We start from the raw sequence: 23,215 nt of genomic DNA on the forward strand, positions 1-23,215 counted from the left end.
TTAAGCTTCTGTGTCTATAATCGCCCAAATTGGAAGTACCGACCATGGCGGAAGTATTACGAACTGGGGATATCTAACAATGTAGCATAACTTGCCGGAATTCAAGAACATAAATAGACCGCCCCCTAAAGGAAACGGCCTATTTACTATCACACAAGATTTTATTTAGTATCTATAGTTGCAATCTTGTTCACATTATCCAGCTTATAGGCTATCCACCGTCATTTTAATCGTTATTTCTGTGGTTTGGGCCGTAACTCTTCCGGTTTTGGAATCCCATTGGACATTCATATTTAAAGCTTCGAATATTTTACGAAACGGAACCATCGTGTTTCCGTTGATGATGATAGGCTTGAGTGCATTCCTACGCATTCGAATCCAGCATCGCCGGAATATTAATCTCCTTCACACAGGAAGCTTTGGACAGGTTCATGACGCATTGCACCAGGGACACGACATCCTGAAGCGGAATCTGCGCGCCGTTATAGGCGGACAAGACGGGCTCCACCCCAGCCTCCAATGGAATCTGCGTGGCTATCTCACCGGGATTGATGACAGTCACACCGATGCCGTAAGGCTTCACATGCTCCCTGACCGCATTGGCGATCCCGCGCAGAGCGAACTTGGACGCGGTGAACGAGACCTGGGTATAGTCATTATGATCGAGGCCTGCCGTGGAACCGATGAAGAAGATGTTGGCGTGCGCAGACTGCTTCAGATTCGGCAAAAGCTTCTGTATGCATGTTATCGCAGAAGTCACATTGATGTTAATGATGCTGGCAATCTCAGCCGGATCGTCCTGTTCAAAATCATAGTCATCGCTGAAGCCCTTGCTCTCCCAGACGCCAACATTATAGATGAATACGTCCAGGGGAACGCCGTTCAATGATTCTGCAATCCGCCCCGCAGCATCCGGCTTCGCCAAGTCAGCCTCAATCCAGGTCCGCTGCACCCCATCCTCCAGCTTCAGGCTGTCCGGGCAGGTTCTGGAGACCACCCAGACCTGATCGCCCGGCACCGGCAGCGCCTTGACAAAGGCCTCTCCCAAGCCTTTGCTTGCTCCAAAAATCATAAAGTTCCGCATATGCCCTCCCTTAACTCCCAAGCTCCTCGCCCCCATCCTGCTCTTTGCTGGCGAACTCATCCAGCAGTGCACGCGCCTCCCCAGTGGACTTCGTGTTCATCAGCTGGTTGCGGAGTTCACTCGCGCCGCGGAAGCCGCGGACGTAAATTTTGAAGAAGCGGGGCAGCGGCTTGAAGGAACGTGATTCTAGCGCTGAATAATGGTCATGGAGATCCAGATGCAGCCTAAGCAGATCCAGGAGTTCCTTGCTGCTGTGCTCCCTTGGCTCCTGCTCGAACGCATACGGATTATGAAAAATCCCGCGCCCGATCATAATCCCGTCCACCCCATACTCTGCGGCCAGCTTAAGGCCAGTCTCCCGGTCCGGGATATCGCCGTTGATCGTCAGCAGGGTGTGCGGCGCGATCTCATCCCGCAGCTTCTTGATTTCAGGAATGAGCTCCCAGTGGGCCTCCACCTTACTCATTTCCTCCCGCGTACGCAGATGGATCGACAGATTCACAATGTCCTGCTGCAAAATATGAGTCAGCCAGCCCCGCCATTCATCCACCTCCGTGAACCCGAGCCGGGTCTTGACGCTGACAGGCAGTCCTCCGGCCTTCGCCGCCTGAATGATCTCCGCAGCGGTGTCCGGGCGGCAGATCAGTCCGCTGCCCTTGCCATTCTCGGCTACATTCGCTACCGGACAGCCCATGTTCAGATCGATGCCCTTGAAGCCTTCCTCCGCCATACTGATGCTCATCTTCCGGAAGTACTCCGGCTTGTCCCCCCAGATATGCGCGACCATCGGCTGTTCATCCTCGGTGAAGGTCAACCGCCCCCGCACCGCCTGCTTCCCCTCCGGGTGAGCATAGCTCTCTGTATTGACGAACTCCGTAAAAAACACATCCGGCCGGCCCGCCGCGCTCACCACATGACGAAACACCACATCCGTCACATCCTCCATCGGGGCCAGTATAAAGAAAGGGCGTGGCAATTCACGCCAGAAATTATTTATCATATGAAATACCTCTCTATGCATGCCGGGATCATCCTTATCCGGCCGTAATAAAGCTAAATTATATCATAACTCCGGGGGATTGGTAGCTGCCCACCCTGCCTAACCACACCTGTGCCGCCTTCGCTTGTGGCTGTCCGGGCAGACAGTAGGGCTCCGGCTCAACGGCAGGCTCCCAGATGAAATCCTGGAGACCAGGCACTGTCCCGTATAACTCCCAGGGGAACGTCTGGCTCCCGCTTCCGGCCTCGAAGGTAGTATCGTAGAAATGCAGCGCATCCCGGAAGGCGACCACAATCTGCGACTGGATGAAGTTCGGATGATAGAACCAGATTCGCAGATAAAAGGGTTCATTGAGACTCGCCATCTGCCGGGACCAGGAATGATACACCTCGATCATCGCCTCCAGCAGCAGGCGGGAGTACCACACCGGCGGATTGCGCCGGTTCAACCGGTAGAAGGGGTCAATCCACAGCTTCACATAATCCCGCTGCGTGGTTTGCAGCTCCTCCAGGTCGAGATGCATGAACCATTTTTTCCACTGGTCAATCTGCTTCACCCTGCGCTTCCAGCCGCGTATTCTCTTCTTATTCGAGAGTGGATTCGCCATAATCTTGTACGCCCTCCGTTAACTCTTAGGTTTCAATTGCCGCTTCATTCCCCCCACTATAGCATATCCGGCTTGGGGTTCGTAACTCCGCTATTCCAGGCCCTTAAGCGATTCGATCATGTTAATCCGGGTCACCTTGCGTCTAAGCAGCAGGTTAGCCATAAGGGTAAGCGTGAACGCAACCGCAACCGACATCAAGAGACTGGCAAGGCCTAATTGATCCGGGATTTGCTGGTGAGTGCTGGATAACGCTTGTACCACCAGTTCATACACATAGCCGCAGATAAGCAGGGCGAACATGACGGCTACCGTGGTAATGATTATATTTTCGCGAAAAATAAGCCGGTTGATCTGATTCCTGTAATAGCCTAATACCTTGAGCGTCGCCAGCTCGCGGTTCCGCTCATACATATTGATCGACGAGATCGTGTAGATCGCGCCAAAGGACAGGATCACTGCGCAAACAATAAACATAATGAAGACAAAGCTGTTCTGCTGCAAAATATAACGGCCTTCCTTCTCCAGCTCATCCTTGCCTGATATTGCTTCCACTCTTGGATCTTTGCCGAACTCACTCCGAATATCGATTAGACCTCCCGGAGAATCAGCCTCCACCAGCAGGGTGGATGGTTTGTACACGATCCCAAAGCTTGCCAAGTAGTCTGGCGTGATATAAAAGGCCGGGCTGGAGTATTGTGTAGAAATGCCAAGCACCTTCATCTCTACCGCCTTGTTCCCCAGCTCTGGCGCCGAAAATGCAATGTTTATGGTATCCCCTTTCGCAATACTATAGTGGTCGGCATACGATTTGGGCACCAGTACACCATGGTCCTCCAGCTGCAGGGGAAGGTCTTTGTCATCATAGAAATGAATGAGCCGGTTATCCCGCTCCGTGACAATCAGCTCCGCTTTCTCGGACTGCTGGTTCTTGTTCAGTTCAATCGGGAAAGAGGATAACGCATAATGACTTTTGATGCCTGAAGGAAGAGGCTGTCCTGCCAAGACCTCCCCTGCTTTATAATCGACACGAAGATCATAGGTGTACACTTGCTGAAACTGGCCGGCTACCTTTTGCAGGGAGACTTGAGTGCCGAAGGCGGTTATTAACAGCACCGTACTGACCATCACCCCGGCCGAGCTTGCCAGCACCTTAACCTTGTTCAGACAAATATTCCGCAAAATCAGCTTGTACCTGTACGGCAGCCGCCCCCAGAGCCCCGGAATCCGCTCGATGAGTATAGGCCGTATGGATCTGGGCGGCTTGGGGCGCATGGCCCGTGACGCACTTTCCTTCAACAGGCTCCTTCCGCTGAAATAGCAAGCGAGCATCCCGAACAAACTGGAGACGAGCATGGGCGGAAAGATCAATCCGACCGACAGGTCAAATTGTATACCCGGCAGGGTGAAGGACCTGGCATTCGATACCGCAATAAGAGGCACAAATACAGCCGCCGACAGGATATATCCCAGAATCGAGCCTGCAGCCCCGACCAGCACGGGATAACCCATATAATGAAGCATGATACTGCTCCGGCTTACACCGAGTGCCTTCATGATCCCGACCTGATTCCGCTGGGAATCGATTATTCTCGACATAGCAAGGAATAAGATTATCGCTTCGATCAGGAAGAGCACCAGAGGAATGACCTTGCTCATTAACCCGTTATTGTGGAGCGTGGCCTTCAGGCGCGAATAGCTGAACGAACGTTCCTTGCTCTCTTGGCTCAGATATTGCAGTCCTTTGGACTTCTCCTCTATGGACTTGCCGATTTGATCCACATCGTAGCCTTCCTTGGCATCCACCAGCAGTTCATTATAGAAGAAGGTGCCTGTAACCTCTGGGATAACCGCCTCGCTGACGTAAGCAATCCCCTCATGCTTATGATCCTGTGTCTCATTCTTTTTGGCATGCTCCACATTCTCCCCTAAGCCGCTGATCCTGAGGGTCAGCTCTTGGTCTTGAACGCGAATCGTCACTTGGTCTCCAACTCCGTAGTCATGCTCGGCGGCATAACGGGAATCCAGTACAATCCCGTTTGTCCCGGACGGAAGTCCTCCCTCCAGCATCGCCAGCGTGTTGATTTCATTATTCTCAGGGATGGAGTGAATCCTAAGTGTCGAACGGTAACCGTCAAAAGCCTCCGTGGCATTGAAGGTATACCGTCCCTCCAGCTTATGGATGCCCTCCACTTGGCTGAGCGCGGCGATTCTCTCCGGCGGAAGCTTGGCGTAATAAAGTTTCAAATCGCTTAATGTGTGTTCTGCAAAATAAGCCTTCGTATAATCATTCAAATGATTGCTTAAGGACGCCAGTCCTGTATAGAAAAAAGCACCTACTGCGACAATCAGCACGAAGGAGAAAAACTGCCCGAACGACTGTCTGATATCCCGGAACAGCTTGAACAGAAGCTTCATCTCACCACTCAATCCCTTCAGCACTTTGTCTGTGTTCATTCATCGTAATACTTTCGATTCTGCCGCTCTTCACCTTTATAATCTTGTCCGCCATCTGGGCAATCGCCGAATTATGTGTGACCAGCACGACGCATTTATGCGTCTCCCTGTTCAAGTCCTCCAGAAGCTTCAATACGGCCTTGCCCGTCACATAATCAAGTGCCCCGGTGGGTTCATCACAGAGCAGCAGCAGCGGATTCTTGGCAACGGCTCTGGCGATCGCTACCCGCTGCTGCTCGCCCCCGGACAGCTGGGACGGGAAGTTTCGTTCCCGGCTGCTTAACCCCACCTTGTGCAGTATCTCCTTGGCATCCAGATGATCCTTGCACACCTCAGCAGCAAATTCGACATTCTCCAGTGCATTCAGGTTGGGAATGAGGTTGTAGAACTGGAACACAAAGCCGACCTTCTCCCCCCGGTAGCGGGTTAACTTCTTCTCGCTGTATTTTGTGACCTCCTGGCCGCCGACAAGAACCTGGCCTGATGTAGCCGTGTCCATACCTCCCAGAATGTTAAGAATGGTGCTTTTGCCGGCTCCGCTGGCTCCCAGTACAACGACGAACTCCCCTTCCGATATGGAGAAGTCTACACCGTCAAGTGCCCGGATGGTCACCTCCCCTACTTGATACTCTTTGGCTACATTCTTGAACTCTATCAGCTTATTCACTGCTGCTTCCATCCCCTCTGCTTCTCTGAAAGGTCTACAACCGCATGACTGGGGCTGTTATTTACGCCTTCAGTATGTTAGTATGTTACTCATGTAGCATACTGTAATACATGAAAGTTCAAGCTGTCAATATGAGCCTCCACGGCTCATCTCGAGCTATAATTCTGTGGATTGACAATTGGTTGTCCATCCTTTATGGTGGTATGTTATATGAGTAACATACTAAGAGGACGAATGGTGAAGCCATGACCATCACTTTTGACGATAATCTACCGATATTCCAGCAAGTCGCCCATATCATTGAGGATGATATTCTGAACGGCACCTTTCAGGTGGACGAGCAGATTCTTTCGGTTGCCCAGTTCTCCCAGCTGTTTCAGATTAATCCGGCCACGGTGGTTAAGGGGATTGGCATATTAGTCAACGAAGAGATTCTGTACAAAAAAAGAGGGCTCGGCATGTTCGTCGCGGCCGATGCCAAAGAGAAAATTCATTTAAAACGAAGAGAGCGGTTCACCAAAGAGCTCTTGTCTGAGCTGCTGAACGAAGCCGACAAGCTTGGGCTGACCACCGGCGATATCATCGACATGATCACACAACTGAGAAAGGACTGAAATCCGTGAGTATAGCATTAGCTTGCGGCCGTCTAACCAAATCCTTCGGCTCTGCTCCGGCTCTGCGGGCGCTCGATTTACAGCTGGAAGACGGCGTCATTTACGCGTTACTTGGACGCAATGGGGCTGGCAAAACCACTTTACTGAATACAATTGCGGGCGGAATTGCCGCAGACTCCGGCACGATTGAGGTCGGCGGACAGCGGCTGCGCAGGGGAGAATTACCGAAGGATCTGTGTTATGTGCGCGATCACTACCGGCACTTCGGGGGAGCGAGAGTCATCGAAGCCTTGGAGACCGCAGCAGCCTTTTATCCCAGGTGGGATGGGTCGTATGCCCGCGAGCTCCTTGACCTCTTCCTAATCAATAAGGACCAGAAGATCCGGCAGCTCTCCAGCGGGAACCGGTCGCTGCTCCAGAATGTAATCGGACTGGCCAGCCGGGCGCAGTTAACCTTATACGATGAGCCTGTACTAAGCCTGGACGTATTGATGAGGGAACGGTTCTACAAGGCACTTATGGAGGATTACGCCAATCATCCGCGCACGATTCTGCTGTCCACGCATTTGATTGACGAGATCGCGCCGGTCGCAGAGAGGGTCATTATCCTTGAGTCAGGCTCCCTCCTGCTTCAGGAGGATATGGAGCAATGCCTCCAGTCGGCTTATCTGATCCGGGGACATTCGGAGGCTGTAGCTTCTTATACATCCGGCAAACGGGTGATCTACCGCGAGGACTATGGAAGAGGCACGCTTGCCGCTCTGTACGAGAAGCTGAGTGACAAGGATAAAAAGCTGGCCCGTGAGCAGGACATATCGCTCGAAGCGCTGAGTCTGCAAAAGCTATTCCTGTATTTGATCGAGGGAGGTCTCTAGATTGAGTGCGTTGACCGTTCATCTTAAAGCAACCTACAGACTGCTTAGACTATATATCTGGCTGGTTCCGGTGATTATCGTGCTTGGCCGGACGACAGAACTGATAATTACCTTCCTGACAGATACGATGGGTGCCTCCCGTCTATCGGAGAGCAACTTGCTTATTCTTCTATTGCCCTTGTTCGCCATCACGCTGCCGCTGAGCTATTACCAACGGATTGTTCATCTGGGCGCCAGCCGGATGCAATATTATAGGGGGATACATACCGTGTTTGCCGTCTGGGCGGCAGGCGTTGCCTTGATGAACTCTCTATGGCTCGCCCTGCAGGTCCTTGTCTTTCACAATTACGATAACGTCACGGATCTGATCGCCGCCTTTCATTGGAACGACTATGGCTTTGCCGGTTCCTTTCTGTATCAAACAGCCTTTTACCTGATGGCTATGGCCTTGCTGTGTATGCTGGTCTCGGGATTCTTCACCCCCGCAGGCTGGCTGCTGTCTGTACTGGTTGTTGCCGCCATTCCGGTCGGAACAGCCATCCCGGAGCTCCGGGTTCACGTGGCCTCCTTCTTCCGTACCCTGCTGCTGAACGATTCTCTGTTGCTGGGCATCGGCTTCAACCTGCTGCTATATCTTGTTTTTGTAGCTGGCGGGTGGCTGTTTACGAGAAGACGGGTACATTGATGCAAAGGACATCGGTTGCGATCCGCTACGGCTTGTTTCACTATGCACGGTTTGGCACTGTCCCATCATGTAATTGTTGCAGACCCAAGCCCCTATGCGGACTTGGGTCTGTCTTTATTAGGGAGGGTACAAACTTATGAATTCGCAATGGAAAAAGACGTTCGCCTTCATCTTCAGCGGACAGATCTTCTCGATACTAACTTCTGCGATGGCTCAATTCTCCATCATCTGGCATCTGACCGAGACGACGGGGTCGGCCCGTGTACTGATGCTTGCCGGTCTGGCCGGGTTCCTGCCGCAGGCTCTCTTGGGGCCGTTCATCGGCGTCTGGCTTGACCGGTGGAACCGCAAGCTCACCATGATCGCCGCAGACAGCGCCATTGCACTAACCAGTCTGACTCTGGGTGCTTATTATTTATGGGGGGGAGCCGAGCTTATGGATCGTGTATGCCATCCTACTAGGAACAGTGTTACTTTTAGATGTGGCAGGGTTCTCGTGTCCGGCTTCACTAAGCCGTTACCCGGCCTGCCAATGCTTGATGAGTTCACACAGGAGCAGATCGACTACAGCGAGGCCGCTGCGCTGGCCTCCAGACGTGCAGTGATTGCCTCCAAAGATGATCCCATTGTGCCAGTCGCACTCAGCAAGGAATTAGCACAAGTCATTCATGCCGCTTTCCACGAGGTGGAACACGGCGGACATTTTCTGGATAGCGACGGCTTTACTACCCTACCTATTGCCTACGATATTCTTCGCGATATGATCGGGAACACAGATTGACTCAGGATAAACCTGAGATTGCTTCTTACATTCTGTAAGAGGCATTTTTTTGGCGCTCTGGCATCTTAATATTCGCATTACGGGGACAAATACGAGTTGCTCGATCAATGCATCGAAATGCAGATGGCGCAATGGTTCGAAAGCTGCTACGCTGTGGAAGACAACAAAGGCATTACTTCCTTCAAACGTCACCTGCGCGATAGGCTGAGCCGGAGAATGTTGGAACAAATCAATCAAACCCACGTAAATTCCCATAAGTTCATTACATCATGAAGGAGGCGGCTGCCCATGGCATTTATTCCGTTGAACTGTCCCAATTGCAGCGGACGAATTGAATACAAGGAAGGTACGATTCTCAAGTGCCCCTATTGCCAGACCGAGCTTCTGCTCAAGCAAAATAATGTCTACTATGTAGATCAGACCATTAACCATTATCACGGGACACCCCCTCCTGCGGCCGCGCCGAAGCCACCCGTCTCCGTCTCTATCCCCATTAGGCTGATGCTGATCCTGCTGCTGGTGCTGGGGGGCGCTATCGGTACATATCTGTATTACAGCCTCGGCTCCCCGCAGCAGGCAACCAAGGCTGATCTGTCTGCGCGGACGATGCCCGAAAGCGAGGTCCTGCTTACCTTCCTGCGGGAGACCCTGGGCAAAGGCTCTGCCATGCCGACCGAAGAGGAGATTGCCCGACTGCGGTATTTATCGGTGAAGCATTCAGACAATGACCATTGGCAGTTCACCTACAGCTTTTCCGATCCCTTCAGCGATGCACAGGCCGAGAAGCTCACTTATGTGATCCAGGATAAGCGGCTCAATACCCAGCGGATCGATCAGCGGGACTTCGAAGCCTTCACGGGGCTGACGGCACTGGACTTGAACGGGACCTACGAAATTGACCAGACGGATCAAATCAGTTTTGCCCATATTCCCGGATTAAAAAGCTATGGCGGCGCCTTCAACGAATCCTTCAGCGCCTTCTCCGGCTACTTCGGCGATAAATCCAAGATTACGGAGCTGTCCACTCAATTGCGCAGTAATCAGGAAGTGGCCCTGCTTCTGGAATTCCCTAGCCTAAGCTCTTTGTCCATTACTTATGTGGATGAGTCTATAACGGATTTGCATCTGCTGAGCAAGCTGCCGCTGAAGTCCCTGTCCCTTACCTTCGTCAATGACCTCGGGTGGTTGTCGTCCATGACCGGGCTGTCTTCTCTGGCTATCTATCACAGTGAGGCCACAGACTTGCAGCCGCTCTATGCGCTAACCGGGCTTAAGGAGCTTAAGCTTTCCTATTTGTCCAATGTGAAGTCAATCGACTTCGTGCAGAACATGCCTGCTCTGCAGATGCTGGATATCGAGAATCTGAATTTCTCCAGCCTGGAGCGTCTGGCCGGGAAAACCTCCATTACCAGCCTCCGGCTGGCTTCCTTAAGCAAGCTTGGCTCGGTAAAGGCCGTGAATAGCCTGTCCTCGCTGCGGGAATTCACCTTGTACGGTTATTACGAGCAACCAGACGCACTTACCTTACCGGGCGTCAAACGGTTGGATATTCCAACCTCCTTCCTCTCCGGACTGAAGGCGCCAGCGGTAACGGACCTGACGCTCCGGGGAGGAAGCGGGGAGCTGGGCATGACTGAGCTGAAGAAATTCCCGGAGCTTGCACAGCTGTCCCTCTGGGGGAGCGACGACATCATCCAGCTTCGTGCACTGGACAGCTTGCCCCGTCTGAATACACTAAGCATCTATGATTCTTCGCTGTATTCAGAGAGCGATGCCTTATTCGGCCTGAACCAGGTGAACACGCTGGTGTGCTCGGAATGCCGTCTGAATTTCAAGCAGACCGCAGCGGCAGCGAACAGCGTGCTTGAGCATTTGACCTTGGACCGCCCATACTTCTCCATGAACAACGACTCCGTTAGTGAGGTTGACCAGATCATGCCTTACTTCGCGAACCTGTCTGCCCTGCGTTCCTTCACTCTGCAGGACAACAACCTGGCTTCTCTTGCGTTCATGGGCAAATGGCAGGCTATCGAGGAGCTTCATCTGGAGAACAATGCAATTTCCAATATAGAGCTTCTGAGTAAGCTGCCCAAGCTGCAGCAGGTATTCCTGACTGGCAATTCCGTGGCGAACAAGTCCGTGCTGGATGCAGGCGTGCTTGTATATTAATTTCCGCTACTATGATATGAGAGAATAGACCGCCCTCCTTACAGAGGCTTGCGGTCTATTTTTGTTGGCAGCATGCTTATAGGAAATACTTATTAATCGTATAGCAACTATATATTTCATTTATAAGCCATACAGCCCTATACTGAACTCATAAGGAGGGGAAGTATATGAATCAACCGGCTTCCAATAACCAATGGCAGGCAGACACTTATGATCACAAACTGGATTTCGTCTCCAGGCTGGGCGGCGATGTCCTCTCGCTGCTCCAGCCGCAGCCCGGTGAACGCGTGCTGGATATCGGCTGCGGGACAGCCGATCTGACGGCTAAGATCGCGGAAGCTGGAGCGGATACAGTGGGCATCGATCTGTCACCCGAGATGATCGCGCGCGGCCGCAGCAAGTATCCGCAGCTGAATCTCAGCGCCCAGAATGCCTACACTTACCGGACTGGTCAGCCTTTCGATGCCGTGTTCTCCAACGCTGCGCTGCACTGGATGAGGGACGCGCACGCAGTCGCGGTAACGGTAGCAAGTGCACTGCGGCCCGGCGGGCGGTTCGTTGCCGAATTCGGCGGCTACCGCAACGTTGCCGCGCTAGTGAATGCGACCGAGACTGCTCTGGCCGCGTATGGCTATGAGCCGCAGGGCCGCAATCCGTGGTATTTCCCTACTGCCGGAGAGTATGCGGCAGTGCTGGAGGCCCATGGCTTCCTTGTCACGCTGGTCCAGCATTTCGAACGTCCGACTCCCTTGCAGGGGGAGAGCGGAATCCGCGATTGGCTGGACATGATGGCCGATGACTTCTTCTTCGATGTCAGCGCGGCGGACAAGGCCGTGATCTATCAGGAGGTTGAAGAACAGCTGCGGCCGGAGCATTACCGGCAGGGCCAATGGATCGCCGACTACCGGCGGCTGCGGGTCTGTGCATTGAAGATGGCAGACTGAGTATTAGATACGCGGAGAGCCTTCAGATGGTCTGGAAACCCGGGTCCTTTCAAGACCTTGGGTTTCTTTTATCATGCAATGATAGAGAACGCTTGGGAATATATGTTTCTCCTCATGCAGATTCTGGGTAATACATAGAGTTGTCTCTGTCTACATAAAAACTGATTGTTGGCATGAAGCACAAGCAAAATGATTACAGAACAGGAGAATCAAGATGGAGAACCAAAACCCGGATACGTACCGCTTTCAGGTGAACCTAAGCGGTATGATCAACATTTTGTCTAACCATTTGTATAGCAGCCCGAAAGTATTCTTAAGAGAGCTGCTGCAGAATGGCATCGATGCGATTACTGCACGCCAGGCTTATTCCCCGGCAGGCTACGAAGGTAAGATCCATGTCGAGGTAAGCGGGACCTCCACCGGGGCGACCCTATTAGTAGAAGATAACGGGATCGGGTTAGATGAGGCGGAGATTCATGAGTTCCTGGCCATGATCGGACAATCCTCCAAGCGGGGCGAAGATTTTCTGTCGACCAATACCTCTTTTATCGGGCGGTTTGGCATCGGGCTGTTGTCCTGCTTCATGGTGAGTGACGATATCGTCATGGTTACTCAATCCGCTAAGGGCGGTCCTGCTCTGGAATGGCGCGGGAAGCCGGACGGCACGTATACGATCCGTAAGCTCGAAGGGGCACATGCCCCGGGCACCAAGGTTTTTTTGCGTTGCAAGGAAGGGTCGGAAGTTTACTTCGAAGAAGAGAACCTGCGTGAAGGTCTGTTCCATTACGGCGCTCTGCTGCCTTATCCGATCCAACTGGTGTCGGACCGCAGCACCCGCCTGATTAATCCGCTAACTCCGCCGTGGATCAAAGATCCGCAGCTGTCCCGGAAGCACCGCGATGAAGTACTGTCCTTCGGCAAACAGGTGCTGGGGGAGACGTTCCGTGATTTCATTCCCCTGCACACCGCCTCGGGCCGGACGGGAGGCATCGCCTTCATTCTGCCGCACGCGGTGAACCTGAACGCGAAGCGCAATCACCGGGTATACCTGAAGCATATGCTGGTCTCCGAGGCTGCCAGCAATATCCTGCCGGACTGGGCGTTCTTCGTGAAATGCCTGATCTGGACCGATGAACTCCAGCCCACCGCTTCCCGGGAGCATTTCTATGAGAATGCCCAGCTGGAGCAGGTGCGGGAAGAGCTGGGGAATGCCATTCGTCAGGAATTGATGCGGATGGCCGAGTATGACCCGGACCGCCTGCAATCGATCATTTCGCTGCATGCCTTATCGATGAAGGCGCTCGCGGTGGAAGATTCGTCGTTCTATTCAATCATTCACGAGTGGTTGCCGTTTGAGAGCACGTATGGCCGAAAGACGCTTGGCGAGCTGAAGCAGCAGTCTCCCCTGTACTTCACGGCGACGCTGGACGAATACCGCCAGATTACCCACGTGGCTTCAGCCCAATCCATGCTGGTCGTGAACGGCGGGTATATCTATGATGCCGAGCTGCTGTCCCGGCTTCCGCTTATTGACCCGGAGGTGCAGACGGAACGGCTGCTGCCGGAAGAGGTGTCCTTATCCTTCACCGATATTACGCCTCAAGAGCGGCTGGATTACTATGAATCTGTAAGACTCGCAGACAGTGTCCTGCAGAAGTTCCGCTGCCAGGTGCAGCTGCGCCGCTTCAAGCCGGAGGAGATTCCGGTGCTCTACACACTGTCCGAGGAATCCGCCCAGTGGCGTGTACTTGAGGCAACGAAGGAAGTGAGCACCGACGCTCTTTCCTCCGTGCTAGGCAGCCTGGGCGCTTCGCTTAAGGATACGGCATACGCTACACTTTACTTTAACCTGAACAATCCGGTCATTGAGAAGGTATTCCATCAGGGGAATCAGGCCACGCTGCCTTCTATTGTCGAGATGCTGTACTGCAATGCGCTATTGATGGGACATTATCCGATGAACCGCCAGGAGCTCGCGCTCCTGAACCAAGGCATTATTCAATTTATTGATTGGGGATTGACGGCCAGTCGATCCGCAGAAGGAGAGAAATAAATGAACGTTACCGAGATGGATTTCGACGATTTAATGGAAGAAGCCTATGGCCTGCCGGGAGGCAAGGCCAAGCTGGAATTGCTGGAGCAGGCGGTACGGGTAGCAGATGCCGCAGGAGATATCGATCAGGGCTATGAGGCCCGCAGCGAAATCGTAGAGCTGGGCAGCTTCCACGGCTATCCGATGAAGGCGCTGGTCGCCTTTTCCTGGCAGCTGGGGCAGTATGACAAGAACCCGGGCCGGTTCGATGATTACAGTCTGATGTGGTCGTACAAGTGGGTGCTGGACCGCATCACCGCTTTTGCAGATATTAGCCGCACTCAGATTGAGAACCTGCTGGAGGATATGAAGACCCGCTACGAAGCCGAAGGCTACAGCAGCCGGACCTATCACTATTACCGGGCGAATATTCTCGAAGATTTCGGGGAGCTGGAAGCTTCACAGGCCGAATGGGCGATTGTCCAGTCCATGGACCGTGACGAGATGAGCGATTGTGAGGCTTGTGAACAGCATGGCCTGGTCGAGTTCCTGTCGAAGCAGGGAGACGACGAAGCAACCGTCAAGGCGGCCGAGCCGATTCTCAAGGGCCGGATGACCTGCGGTGAGGTCCCGCATGTGACCATTACGAAGGTGCTGTTCCCTCTCCTGCGGCTGGGCCGCCAGAAGGAAGCCGATAAGCTGCAGAAGAAAGGCTATAAGCTGGTAAAAGGAAACCGCGATTTCCTGTATCACCAGGGAGAGCATATTGGCTACCTGACCCTGACCGATCCGGTCAAGGCCCTGGAGGTCTTCGAAGAGTATATCGCCTCCTCGCTCGATCATGAGAACCCGGCCGATCAGATGATCTTCAACGCTTATTCGGCCAAGCTGTTCCGCCGTCTGTCTGAGGAATCCATCCGCTTCCAGGTCAAGCTTCCGGCTGGGCATCCGTGTGAACGCCAGTCCGAAGACGTAGCTTCGCTTGCGAAATACTTCCAGAAGTTAGCGCTCGCTACAGCGGAGAAGCTGGATAAGCGGAACGGTAACGGCTATTATACTGAGCTGATAGAGAAGCTGTAGGATGCATTCCTACGGCATTGAGTAAGAACAAGCGCAAATAAGAGCAGCTCCAGTAATGGGGGCTGCTCTTTACACATTATAAATACGTATTTACGTCAAATCTTTCCCGGAATTAGGTAAATTTAAAACATTTGATATCTTCCGAAGACTTAGCTGCGTTTCTTTCCAACCCAATGTTGGAAAATTCTTAGGGATATCCAAGCACCACTACATGGCATACGTTAGACTCCGGATGTACAATGATTCCGTACAACGTAAAGGAGGAGCACATTATGAAAACAGCGGGCATACATAAGCAATTACAGGAACTGCGCAAGAATAAGGGAAAGACTCAAGAAGAGCTTGCGGAGGTCTTCGGTGTAACCAATCAAGCCGTATCCAAATGGGAAAGCGGGGCTTGCTATCCGGATACCGCTTTATTACCTGAGATCGCTAATTATTTCGGAGTCAGCCTTGACTTTCTATTCGGCCGTGTCCCCGAGGCCAATGATCAGAACGTAGTGAAAGACATCAAGCTTCTGTTTGAACAGACCCCTGCCAAGGAGCGTTTCACACTGGCCTGCCAAATCGCCTTCTGCCTGCATGAGGGTATCGTATCCAATGGTTACAAGGGCTACCTGCCTTGGGACCCGGATAAGACGTATGATCAGCGGACTTGGGGAACCTCTATTTGCAGCGAACCGGAAGGAGTTACTATTGCCAGGCAAGGAATGCTCTTCTTTTCCGATCACGCCGATAAACGGGAACTCGAGCCAGATCAACTGTTAAGCCTGTACGTTGTGCTCCGGGCCTATGCGGATGCTGACAGGTTAACGGTATTATTTGGATTATATGAGTTAACCAGGCATGACTTTGACTGCTTTGTTAATATGGAGAATATTGTAGGGGCAACCGGTCTGGATGAGAGAATTATACGGGATGCATTCCTGCATTTGCCGGTTCACTGCAAAAGGCTCGAGGACAGCAGCATAGGTTACCGGATTGAAGCCAGCAATATGCATCTCCCTGCGCTGCTTATGCTCTTCCTGCCGGTCCGTTCTTGAACGAAGGTCAGTTTTTAGCTAAGCATACTAGCGAGCCCGGTTTGAAACTCTCCATAAAATTGGCTTGGATGATCGATAGAAGGAACTCTTTCGTCAATCATGCGGTAAAAGGTCGCTCTGCCGACACCGGGGGGGTTGATGAGGTTGGACACGGTAAGATATCCTCATCAATCCAGAGCTGTTCGGGAACGGCGCACAGGATCAACCGCTGGAACCAATGAAGTCGCCAAACCACCCCATCAGGAAGCGGTTTAATCTCCTGATTATTTCCTCAATTAATATTAACCATGTTCGATTCGTCAGTTCGCGAACCCTTTTTTCACATGCAGAAAGGCGGCGCTTGCCAGCCCCCGTTCAGGGCTTTCACCCTAGAGATGACGCCCATGCTGGGCGTACCACAAAGAGCAGCCCCCAATATGGGGAGCTGCTCTTATCGCATTATAAATACGCATTTACGTCAAATTTTCCTCAAACTTAGGTAATACTAAGGCATTTGATATGTTATACTGATTGAGCAATAGGATGGGCTTAAAAGGGCCGGTCGGCTACCTCTCTCAGAAGGGAGGGATGCCTTGTGACAGTGTTTGAAGCAATGATGCTGATGCTAACCTTTGGTTTGCTTATCGTAGCGCTGCTGTCCAATACACGCAAATAGACCGCCCCCCACAAAGGTATGCGGTCTATTCTTCGTATCCTGCTGTTGATGCCTACCGCCCTTAAAAGCGGCTATTGCTTGAGAGAGTCGTGTTGACGCACGGCTCTCTTAGCATTGTACGCCTGTTCTGCTTATACTATACCACAGGTGTTAACGCATGTTAACAGTGATTAATAAATTATGGGAGCTGCTCATTTCGTTCCCAGCCTTTGCTTAATCGAACTAAGCATTTGATTATCGTGATAAGCACCGGCCCGTATCACAGCATTGATTTTACAGAAATTGGCAGTACTTTATACAAGTCCGCACGGCGATGCTGTTGTCGGCTTTGCGCGTTGCCATTACTCAGTTTAACGAGGACAACCCGGTGGAAGTGCTGGAGACACTCAACAAGCTTTTCGGCAAGCAGCCGGCGTTATTCCATGAAGCGGGGACAGCCGCGGGAGCTCAGGAGTGAATGCCTGCAATTCCTGCGGCTCATGGCATGACCTTCTAATAATCCCTCATGCTTTCAATTTGTCTTAAGCTCTCCGTGTCACGGGCAGGAGATGCACCGAAGAACCGGGAATACTCGCGGTTGAACTGTGAAGGACTCTGATAGCCAACATGGTATGCGGCACTTGCTACCGGATAGCCCTCGAAGGCAATGAGGTTTCTGGCCTCCAGGAGCCTTAATTGCTTTTGGAATTGAATAGGACTTAACCCCGTAGCCCGTTTAAACTGCCGGTGAAAGGTATTTATAGCCATCCCCGATTTCGATGCCAGCTCACCAATGTCTATGGGCCTCATAAAATTACTCCGGAACCATTTCACAATTTGGGATATCCGGGATAGGTCACTTTCCCGCTGACCCAATTGCCTCAGCTCCCCTCCTTGTGGTCCCATCAGTACGCGATACAGGATTTCGCGCTCATAAGCCGGTGCAAGAGCTGGAATATCTCCTGGCGCTTTCGATAATCGCAATAAACGCAGCCAGGCCTCCATCAATTCAATATCCATGTCGCAAGCTGCGAATGGCCCGGAAGCAGCCGGTAATAGATTCTCCTGGAGATCTCTTAACAGACTCTGAAGAACATTCTGATTCAACTTGAGACCAAGGGACATGTACGGATGTCCAGCATGGTCTGGATGTACAACCGCCGTTGCAGGAACATGCACGGGTAACACGTAATAAGATGGCCCTGCCAGTTCCGTACTGCGCCCCCCTATAGATAGAATCTTTCTTCCTTGAACCGTAAAACCAATCATTGGCTCGTATAGCGCTGCAAGCTGATGATTGGGGATCTCTCCTTTAATCATACTCAGCCCTGGTACTCCGGTTTCAATCTGCCTGGTGCCCGCATCCTTCATCAGATCCATTATTTCTTCGAGGACATTTTTCATGCACATAGTTTATCACACGAATGGTGCTTTTAGGCAATCAATAGGCATTTTCAGGTCTATTTTAGTGCCACAGCTGCGGCTACAATTAGAACCAAGCCGAACATAATACAAGGAGGATCTTATGACAATTGCGATAATAACGGGTGGAAGTAATGGCATTGGAAAAGCGGCGGCGCTGGAGCTTGGCAAACGCGGGATTAGCGTCATTCTCACCTACAATTCCTATAAGGACCGCGCTGAAGATGTCGTACAGGAGATTGAAAAAAATGCAGGTGTCCGGGCAGTTGCACTCAAGCTGGATCTGACGCAGATCCCGACCTTTGCAGACTTTGTTCAAGAAGTGAAGGAGAGTCTCCAAAACATTTGGAACCGGACAACCTTTGATTACTTGGTGAATAATGGCGGTATCGGCGGACCCATGCTGTTCAATGAGATGAGTGAAGAATATTTCGACAAGATTCTGAATACGAATTTCAAGGGACCGGTTTTTCTAACGCAACAGCTTGCCAGATTCATGGAGGACGCTGGAGCTATTGTCAATATCACGAGTTCATCCAAAACTCAATCCTTTCCAGGCTATTCCGTCTATGGCTCGTTAAAAGCAGCCTTCTCAACCTGGACCCGCTATATTGCCAAAGAGCTTGCAACACGTCAGATTCGCGTCAACGCCGTGTCGCCTGGTCCTACGCACAGCAATTTCGGCGATGGAGTATTCGATAAACATCCCGAATTCATTAAGCCGCTGGCGGAGCAATCTGTATTTGGCAGAATCGGCCACCCCGAAGATATTGCGAAGGTTATTGTGAGCTTGCTGTCCGATGAGTTCGGGTGGGTTACAGCCCAGGACATTGAAGTGTCTGGCGGACATTTGCTTTAATTCAAACGCCAAAAGACCGCCCTCCCGGCAAAGGAGTGCGGTCTTTTGGGCGTATCTTGTTCCTATAAGAAGCTTTTACTTATTATACAATCTGTAGAGGAATACCGCAGCTTCTGCTTTGGTGGTATTACCGGCAGGATTGATCTGGTTACCGCTGCCTTGGATAAGCCCTTCCTTCACCATGGCGGCTACGCTATTCAATGCATAGGAAGCCACCTTGGACTTGTCGGAGAATTTCTGCAGATCCGCAGCTGTACCCTGGGTATTCAGCTTATTCCCCAGCTTCAAGGCCCGTTCGGTCAACACCATCATGTCCTGCCGGGTGATCTTCTGATCGCTGCCGAAGCTGCCGTTGTCCGTGCCATTCGCAATTCCAAGCGCCTTGGCGATGGCAAGTTCATTATAGTAGTAAGCATTCTTCTGTACATCGCTGAAATTGTCCTCTACCTTCGCAGTCAAACCAAGTGCTCTTACAAGGGAATACAGGAAGTCTGCTCTGGTGATATCTGTTGACGGATTGAAAACCTGTCCCTCTGTCTTGAGAATATCCTTCGATGCAAGGACTTCGACCGCGTTCTTGGCCCATGCTGCTTTCCCAAGATCTGTGAAGGTCTTAGATACATAAGATACTGCGAAATCGCCGAGATGAGTAGTTGTGAAGGTTACCATACCGGTCTTGGAAGCATACCGTCCACTTGGTACGGTCATCAGCTTTCCGCTTTCGTCCATGTACCGGATCACGATCATTTCGGGATTCTTCAATTCATCCGCAGACGGCTGGTAAGGCACGGATACGGTTACAGGTGCACCGGGATTACTCCAGGCTGTTTCTTTGCCGTCTACCTTAAGGCTAAGCTGAATGATTGGTCTTTCGCCTAGAGCCGCCTTTACTTCCGCCGGAAGCCCCGCCTTGTCGACTTTTCTAATCTCCAGCGCGACTTCCCTGCCGCTGCTTTCAGGTGTGCCTGTCAATAGATTACCGGAAATGACAACCTGACCGAATTCGGTGGAAATGGTCAGCTTGTTATCCTTGGTTCCGCCGGTCAGTGCTGCGGCAGGCAAGCCTACCGAGTATGAATTCACTCCTTGCACGGCAGGGATGTTCAGCGTCACATTTTTCCCGATGAATTCCTTTGCTTGTGCCAGATCCGATACCCTAACGGATGCAGTCGTATTGTTCACTGTTGCCTGCAGGGTTACTTTCTGGCCTTCTGCAACGGGTGATGGTGTTGGAGAAGCTGCGGGTGCAGACGTTGAATAGGTGCCAGGTGCAGACGTTGCAGGCGCAGGTGTTGCTGGTTCAGGTGTTGGTGATGGTGTTCCAGGCCCCGGAGTGGACGGATTCTCCGTCTTACTGTTGGTTACTTTCAGGGTATAGGTCTTTACTCTTCCGTCTACCCCTGTAACCTCAACCTTTATAGCTGTTTTGGTGCCCGGTGTCAGTGTTATAGCTTCGGAAGCTGCACCGCTGGCAACCACCGTCTCGTTGACTTTCAGGATGGATCTGCTGTCTGCCGCCGCCGCTGTCACGGTAATGCTGCCGGCATCCTTCAGGGATACCTCATACTCTGTGATGGCTGCGTTGAACGCCGGCTCAAGTGTTCCTGCACTCAAGGACAAGCTGCTGAGGTCGGCGTTCACGCTATTAGGTGTATAGACTCCAAGATCGCCAAGGTCGATGGCATTATTCCCGATGGCCTGATATTCGCCAGCAAAATAATCATCCAGATACGAATGTCCCAGAATGAACCGGTCCGGCTTCATAGCGCCATAGTACCCGGCATTCGCATTACTTTGGCCGTCAAACAGGACATAGCTTCCCTGCCATCCCGAACCGGTTACGCCCCAACTGATGATGTGATCAATATACGGGGCGAACTTGTTGAACATTTTGTAGAGCAGTGCGTACTGATAACCAAGGGCGTCCGACTGTCTGACATTAAGCGCTGCTGGAGCAGTTGCGCCTCCTCCAGGAGCATCGGTTGGCACCTTGAGATCAAGCTCTGAATAGGTAATCCCCGACAGCAGGCCCCGGTCAACGAGAGAGGCATAGAGGGCCATCGCATATTGGTTGTCGCTTGCCAGGGTTTTACCTACCGCATCATGTCCCTGGATACCGATGTCTTCGATCAGAGGTCTTCCGTCATACAGCGGATCGGAGCGCCATGCGGTATTTAATTCGAGAACCATATTGTATACGGTTCTGGCTTTACTGCGGGTCGCAAGCCCGTAATCGTTGTAGGTCAGCTTCGGAGGATTGTCAACGATGTAGCTGTCAATGCTGCCTTTGGTGTCGTGTCCATCCAGCTTCATGTATTCTGGAAGGTTAGCATAATTGGCTTTGTAAGCTTCCGCCATCTTGGCGTTGGGTGCCGCGATGTGCGCGTTTTTGAACAGCAGGTATACGTAATGATCGGTGATGTCGCCGCCAATCTGATCATCCGACATAGCAGCAAGCCAGTTGGTGTGCTTCAGGCTCGTTCTCCAGCTGTTGGCATCCTTAGGGATAATCTCGCTGTGGCGGCTCTCGTGTACCTCTTCGTTCAGCACATCCCACGAATTGAAAGGAATGACGCCACGCGCTTCGCTTGAGCCATATTTCGTATCTGTAGTCAGGAAGTGCCGCATCACATACATGGTATGGTTAAACTGCACTCTTCTCGCCATGTCTTTATCTACCTTAACTGTAGTCGTAACGCCGTTACCAAGTCCGTAGAACTCGGCACTGCCGTTATACCCGGAGGGCAGGCTTGCAGGGATCATCTGCGCCATCCAACCAGGGGCCTGGTTATACCATGCCAGAACATGACCGTGAGACTTGTACTGCCCAGGAGTTCCCGAATCCCGGATCGCCTGATAGGAGTTAGTCGGGAAGCTGTATTCCGCTAAGCCAGGGGCAGTGGTTGCGCCATTCATGGCCTCGCCGTTCACGTTCTTCAGCCATTCCGGCCCTCGGGGATGCGTGCCATCGGCCTTCAGATTGTTGCCGTCAACGAAGATCTCATAGTGATTGGCTCTGGTTCCGGTTACGGGCCCTGTGCCGATCGCTCCGACCATGAACAAGCCATTCTCCTTATTGTACAGACTCTTTAGAGGCGCTACGACACTCTGGTTTTCCTTATTGACTACGTTCGGAAGAGCCTGGCCATTCGGATCTGGAGCCGTGATCTGGATGTTCGAGACCAGCAGCATACCGGTTTCTTCAGGGCGGGCATTCTCTCCATGAAGCTCAAGAATGAATTTCGAGGAATTACCCGTTGAGGCGGTGATACTGTGATGAGCCTTTAGCCAGGATTCACCATTGTAGCTGCCCACCCAGTCAGGATTCAGGTTATTGTACTGGTAATCTCTGAGGTAGCTGTCCAGGTTGTCATTGGCATTTCTGACTCTCCATCTCATGAATTTGCCTTGCGCACTCTTCGGATAGTAGACATCGAATTCAATCGTTGAACCCTCTGTAACATTGACGGCCGGGGACAACGGGGATTCCAGACTGATGCCGCCGAAGGTGCTTTTCCCGTTGTGGGCGTAATTAATCTGGAGCACTTCCGCTTTCCCTTGGGCATCTGCAAAAGGATACGCAATCGTCTTGAAGGTGCCGCCGGCAAAGTCGGCAGGGACACGGTTATCCAGCGGAGTTCTGGCTGTCCAGGCATTCGTGGGCGCGGTAACTTTTACAGAAACCTTACCCGGACCCGGATCAAGCCGGAAATAAGGATCGGAGCCGTCTGATTTAATATTTTTGCTGAAATTCATTATGGCTTCTTTAAGCGCAGCAACAGCTTCGTCAGTGGGAGTGTTCGCGTTACGCGCGAGCTCAATCGCATCATTCAGAGCTTGGAGCTCGTCAACATGCACCCACGGAAAAGCCCGCTCCACGTCAGAACCATAGACCGATCCATACACAGAATGGCTGACTTGGAGCGGGAACTCCGTATTGCCGGTTTTTAGAGCTTCGGCCTGCGCAATGAGTCCGCTCAGTTCAACAGACGTTTCCTCTCCAGCCGCAGCTGCCGGGACGGGAGTATACGTGAAGATGGAGAACAACATGATGATAACGAGAAGGCGGGAGATGCTGATTACATATTTTCTACTGTTCATCTAAGTTTGACTCCTTTTCTTATGGAGATTCTTACCCTTGGTTACGCCAAGTCTGGCTTGACAGTCAATCCCGCACCTCCCTCTGAACCTAATGGCAGACAATGTTTGTAAACGCATTCACAAAAGCGGATGATTAGGCTGTAACAGCTTTCATATTAGCAACT

General features: G+C 52.0%; 20 protein-coding genes and 1 pseudogene. 12 read left to right on the forward strand and 9 right to left on the reverse strand.

The features are described from left to right. Nucleotides 1-204 precede the first annotated feature (204 nt). From NSU18_RS15810 to NSU18_RS15835, 6 genes are all read right to left on the reverse strand, one after another. A complete protein-coding gene (locus tag NSU18_RS15810; RefSeq protein WP_341149491.1) occupies nucleotides 205-372 on the reverse strand; it encodes a copper amine oxidase N-terminal domain-containing protein in 168 nt (55 codons plus the stop codon). Continuing rightward, nucleotides 365-1,084: an SDR family NAD(P)-dependent oxidoreductase gene (locus NSU18_RS15815; RefSeq protein ID WP_341149492.1), complete on the reverse strand. Its 720-nt coding sequence runs from the start codon at nucleotides 1,082-1,084 to the stop codon at nucleotides 365-367. Before NSU18_RS15815 ends, NSU18_RS15810 begins: the two co-directional genes overlap by 8 nt. 10 nt (nucleotides 1,085-1,094) lie before the next feature. Further along, entirely contained in the window at nucleotides 1,095-2,084 is a 990-nt protein-coding gene (locus NSU18_RS15820) for a tRNA dihydrouridine synthase (RefSeq protein ID WP_341149493.1), read from the reverse strand. 58 nt (nucleotides 2,085-2,142) lie between these two features. Further along, nucleotides 2,143-2,691 carry a hypothetical protein gene (locus NSU18_RS15825; RefSeq protein ID WP_341149494.1) on the reverse strand — a complete coding sequence of 183 codons (549 nt, stop codon included), beginning with the start codon at nucleotides 2,689-2,691 and terminating at the stop codon, nucleotides 2,143-2,145. A gap of 90 nt (nucleotides 2,692-2,781) precedes the next feature. Further along, on the reverse strand, nucleotides 2,782-5,106 hold the full coding sequence (locus tag NSU18_RS15830; protein WP_341151052.1) for an ABC transporter permease: 2,325 nt from the start codon (nucleotides 5,104-5,106) through the stop codon (nucleotides 2,782-2,784). A gap of 1 nt (nucleotide 5,107) precedes the next feature. Further along, the gene (locus NSU18_RS15835; protein ID WP_341149495.1) at nucleotides 5,108-5,812 is read right to left on the reverse strand and encodes an ABC transporter ATP-binding protein; all 705 of its coding nucleotides are present in this window, start codon (nucleotides 5,810-5,812) and stop codon (nucleotides 5,108-5,110) included. A gap of 245 nt (nucleotides 5,813-6,057) precedes the next feature. Between NSU18_RS15835 and NSU18_RS15840 the strand changes: the two genes are divergently transcribed. From NSU18_RS15840 to NSU18_RS15880, 9 genes are all read left to right on the forward strand, one after another. Next, nucleotides 6,058-6,426 (forward strand): GntR family transcriptional regulator, encoded by a 369-nt coding sequence (locus tag NSU18_RS15840; protein WP_341149496.1) that lies wholly within the window; start codon nucleotides 6,058-6,060, stop codon nucleotides 6,424-6,426. Nucleotides 6,427-6,431: 5 nt separating this feature from the next. Beyond that, nucleotides 6,432-7,301, forward strand: a complete 870-nt coding sequence (locus tag NSU18_RS15845) for an ABC transporter ATP-binding protein (protein WP_341149497.1) — start codon at nucleotides 6,432-6,434, stop codon at nucleotides 7,299-7,301. A gap of 1 nt (nucleotide 7,302) precedes the next feature. After that, on the forward strand, nucleotides 7,303-7,986 hold the full coding sequence (locus tag NSU18_RS15850) for a hypothetical protein (RefSeq protein WP_341149498.1): 684 nt from the start codon (nucleotides 7,303-7,305) through the stop codon (nucleotides 7,984-7,986). A gap of 136 nt (nucleotides 7,987-8,122) precedes the next feature. Continuing rightward, nucleotides 8,123-8,767 (forward strand): alpha/beta hydrolase, encoded by a 645-nt coding sequence (locus NSU18_RS15855; RefSeq protein WP_341149499.1) that lies wholly within the window; start codon nucleotides 8,123-8,125, stop codon nucleotides 8,765-8,767. Between the two features lie 288 nt (nucleotides 8,768-9,055). Continuing rightward, the gene (locus NSU18_RS15860; RefSeq protein ID WP_341149500.1) at nucleotides 9,056-10,936 is read left to right on the forward strand and encodes a leucine-rich repeat domain-containing protein; all 1,881 of its coding nucleotides are present in this window, start codon (nucleotides 9,056-9,058) and stop codon (nucleotides 10,934-10,936) included. Nucleotides 10,937-11,103: 167 nt separating this feature from the next. Then, nucleotides 11,104-11,880: a class I SAM-dependent methyltransferase gene (locus NSU18_RS15865; protein ID WP_341149501.1), complete on the forward strand. Its 777-nt coding sequence runs from the start codon at nucleotides 11,104-11,106 to the stop codon at nucleotides 11,878-11,880. Between the two features lie 214 nt (nucleotides 11,881-12,094). After that, nucleotides 12,095-13,933 (forward strand): HSP90 family protein, encoded by a 1,839-nt coding sequence (locus NSU18_RS15870; RefSeq protein WP_341149502.1) that lies wholly within the window; start codon nucleotides 12,095-12,097, stop codon nucleotides 13,931-13,933. Then, nucleotides 13,934-14,992 carry a hypothetical protein gene (locus NSU18_RS15875; RefSeq protein WP_341014572.1) on the forward strand — a complete coding sequence of 353 codons (1,059 nt, stop codon included), beginning with the start codon at nucleotides 13,934-13,936 and terminating at the stop codon, nucleotides 14,990-14,992. Nucleotides 14,993-15,264: 272 nt separating this feature from the next. Continuing rightward, nucleotides 15,265-16,035, forward strand: a complete 771-nt coding sequence (locus NSU18_RS15880) for a helix-turn-helix domain-containing protein (protein WP_341149503.1) — start codon at nucleotides 15,265-15,267, stop codon at nucleotides 16,033-16,035. A gap of 201 nt (nucleotides 16,036-16,236) precedes the next feature. Here the strand turns inward: NSU18_RS15880 and NSU18_RS32410 are convergent. Further along, a pseudogene (locus tag NSU18_RS32410) lies at nucleotides 16,237-16,347 on the reverse strand (hypothetical protein); the annotation flags it as partial. 268 nt (nucleotides 16,348-16,615) lie between these two features. Here NSU18_RS32410 and NSU18_RS32415 point away from each other — a divergent pair. Together NSU18_RS32415 and NSU18_RS15885 are read left to right on the forward strand one after the other, a co-directional pair. Next, nucleotides 16,616-16,690: a putative holin-like toxin gene (locus tag NSU18_RS32415; RefSeq protein ID WP_445321861.1), complete on the forward strand. Its 75-nt coding sequence runs from the start codon at nucleotides 16,616-16,618 to the stop codon at nucleotides 16,688-16,690. Between the two features lie 319 nt (nucleotides 16,691-17,009). Further along, nucleotides 17,010-17,147 carry a hypothetical protein gene (locus NSU18_RS15885; protein ID WP_341149504.1) on the forward strand — a complete coding sequence of 46 codons (138 nt, stop codon included), beginning with the start codon at nucleotides 17,010-17,012 and terminating at the stop codon, nucleotides 17,145-17,147. Between the two features lie 35 nt (nucleotides 17,148-17,182). Here the strand turns inward: NSU18_RS15885 and NSU18_RS15890 are convergent, their stop codons facing one another. Further along, nucleotides 17,183-18,049 carry an AraC family transcriptional regulator gene (locus NSU18_RS15890; RefSeq protein ID WP_341014574.1) on the reverse strand — a complete coding sequence of 289 codons (867 nt, stop codon included), beginning with the start codon at nucleotides 18,047-18,049 and terminating at the stop codon, nucleotides 17,183-17,185. A gap of 145 nt (nucleotides 18,050-18,194) precedes the next feature. On the opposite strand from NSU18_RS15890, the gene NSU18_RS15895 reads away from it, so the two are divergent. Beyond that, on the forward strand, nucleotides 18,195-18,950 hold the full coding sequence (locus tag NSU18_RS15895; protein WP_341014575.1) for an SDR family NAD(P)-dependent oxidoreductase: 756 nt from the start codon (nucleotides 18,195-18,197) through the stop codon (nucleotides 18,948-18,950). A 75-nt stretch (nucleotides 18,951-19,025) separates the two neighbouring features. Here NSU18_RS15895 and NSU18_RS15900 read toward each other — a convergent pair whose 3' ends face one another. Continuing rightward, entirely contained in the window at nucleotides 19,026-23,051 is a 4,026-nt protein-coding gene (locus NSU18_RS15900; RefSeq protein ID WP_341149505.1) for an S-layer homology domain-containing protein, read from the reverse strand. Between the last annotated feature and the right edge of the window lie 164 nt (nucleotides 23,052-23,215).

The organism is Paenibacillus sp. FSL H8-0048 (assembly GCF_038002825.1).
In the GTDB taxonomy this organism is placed as follows: domain Bacteria; phylum Bacillota; class Bacilli; order Paenibacillales; family Paenibacillaceae; genus Paenibacillus_AQ.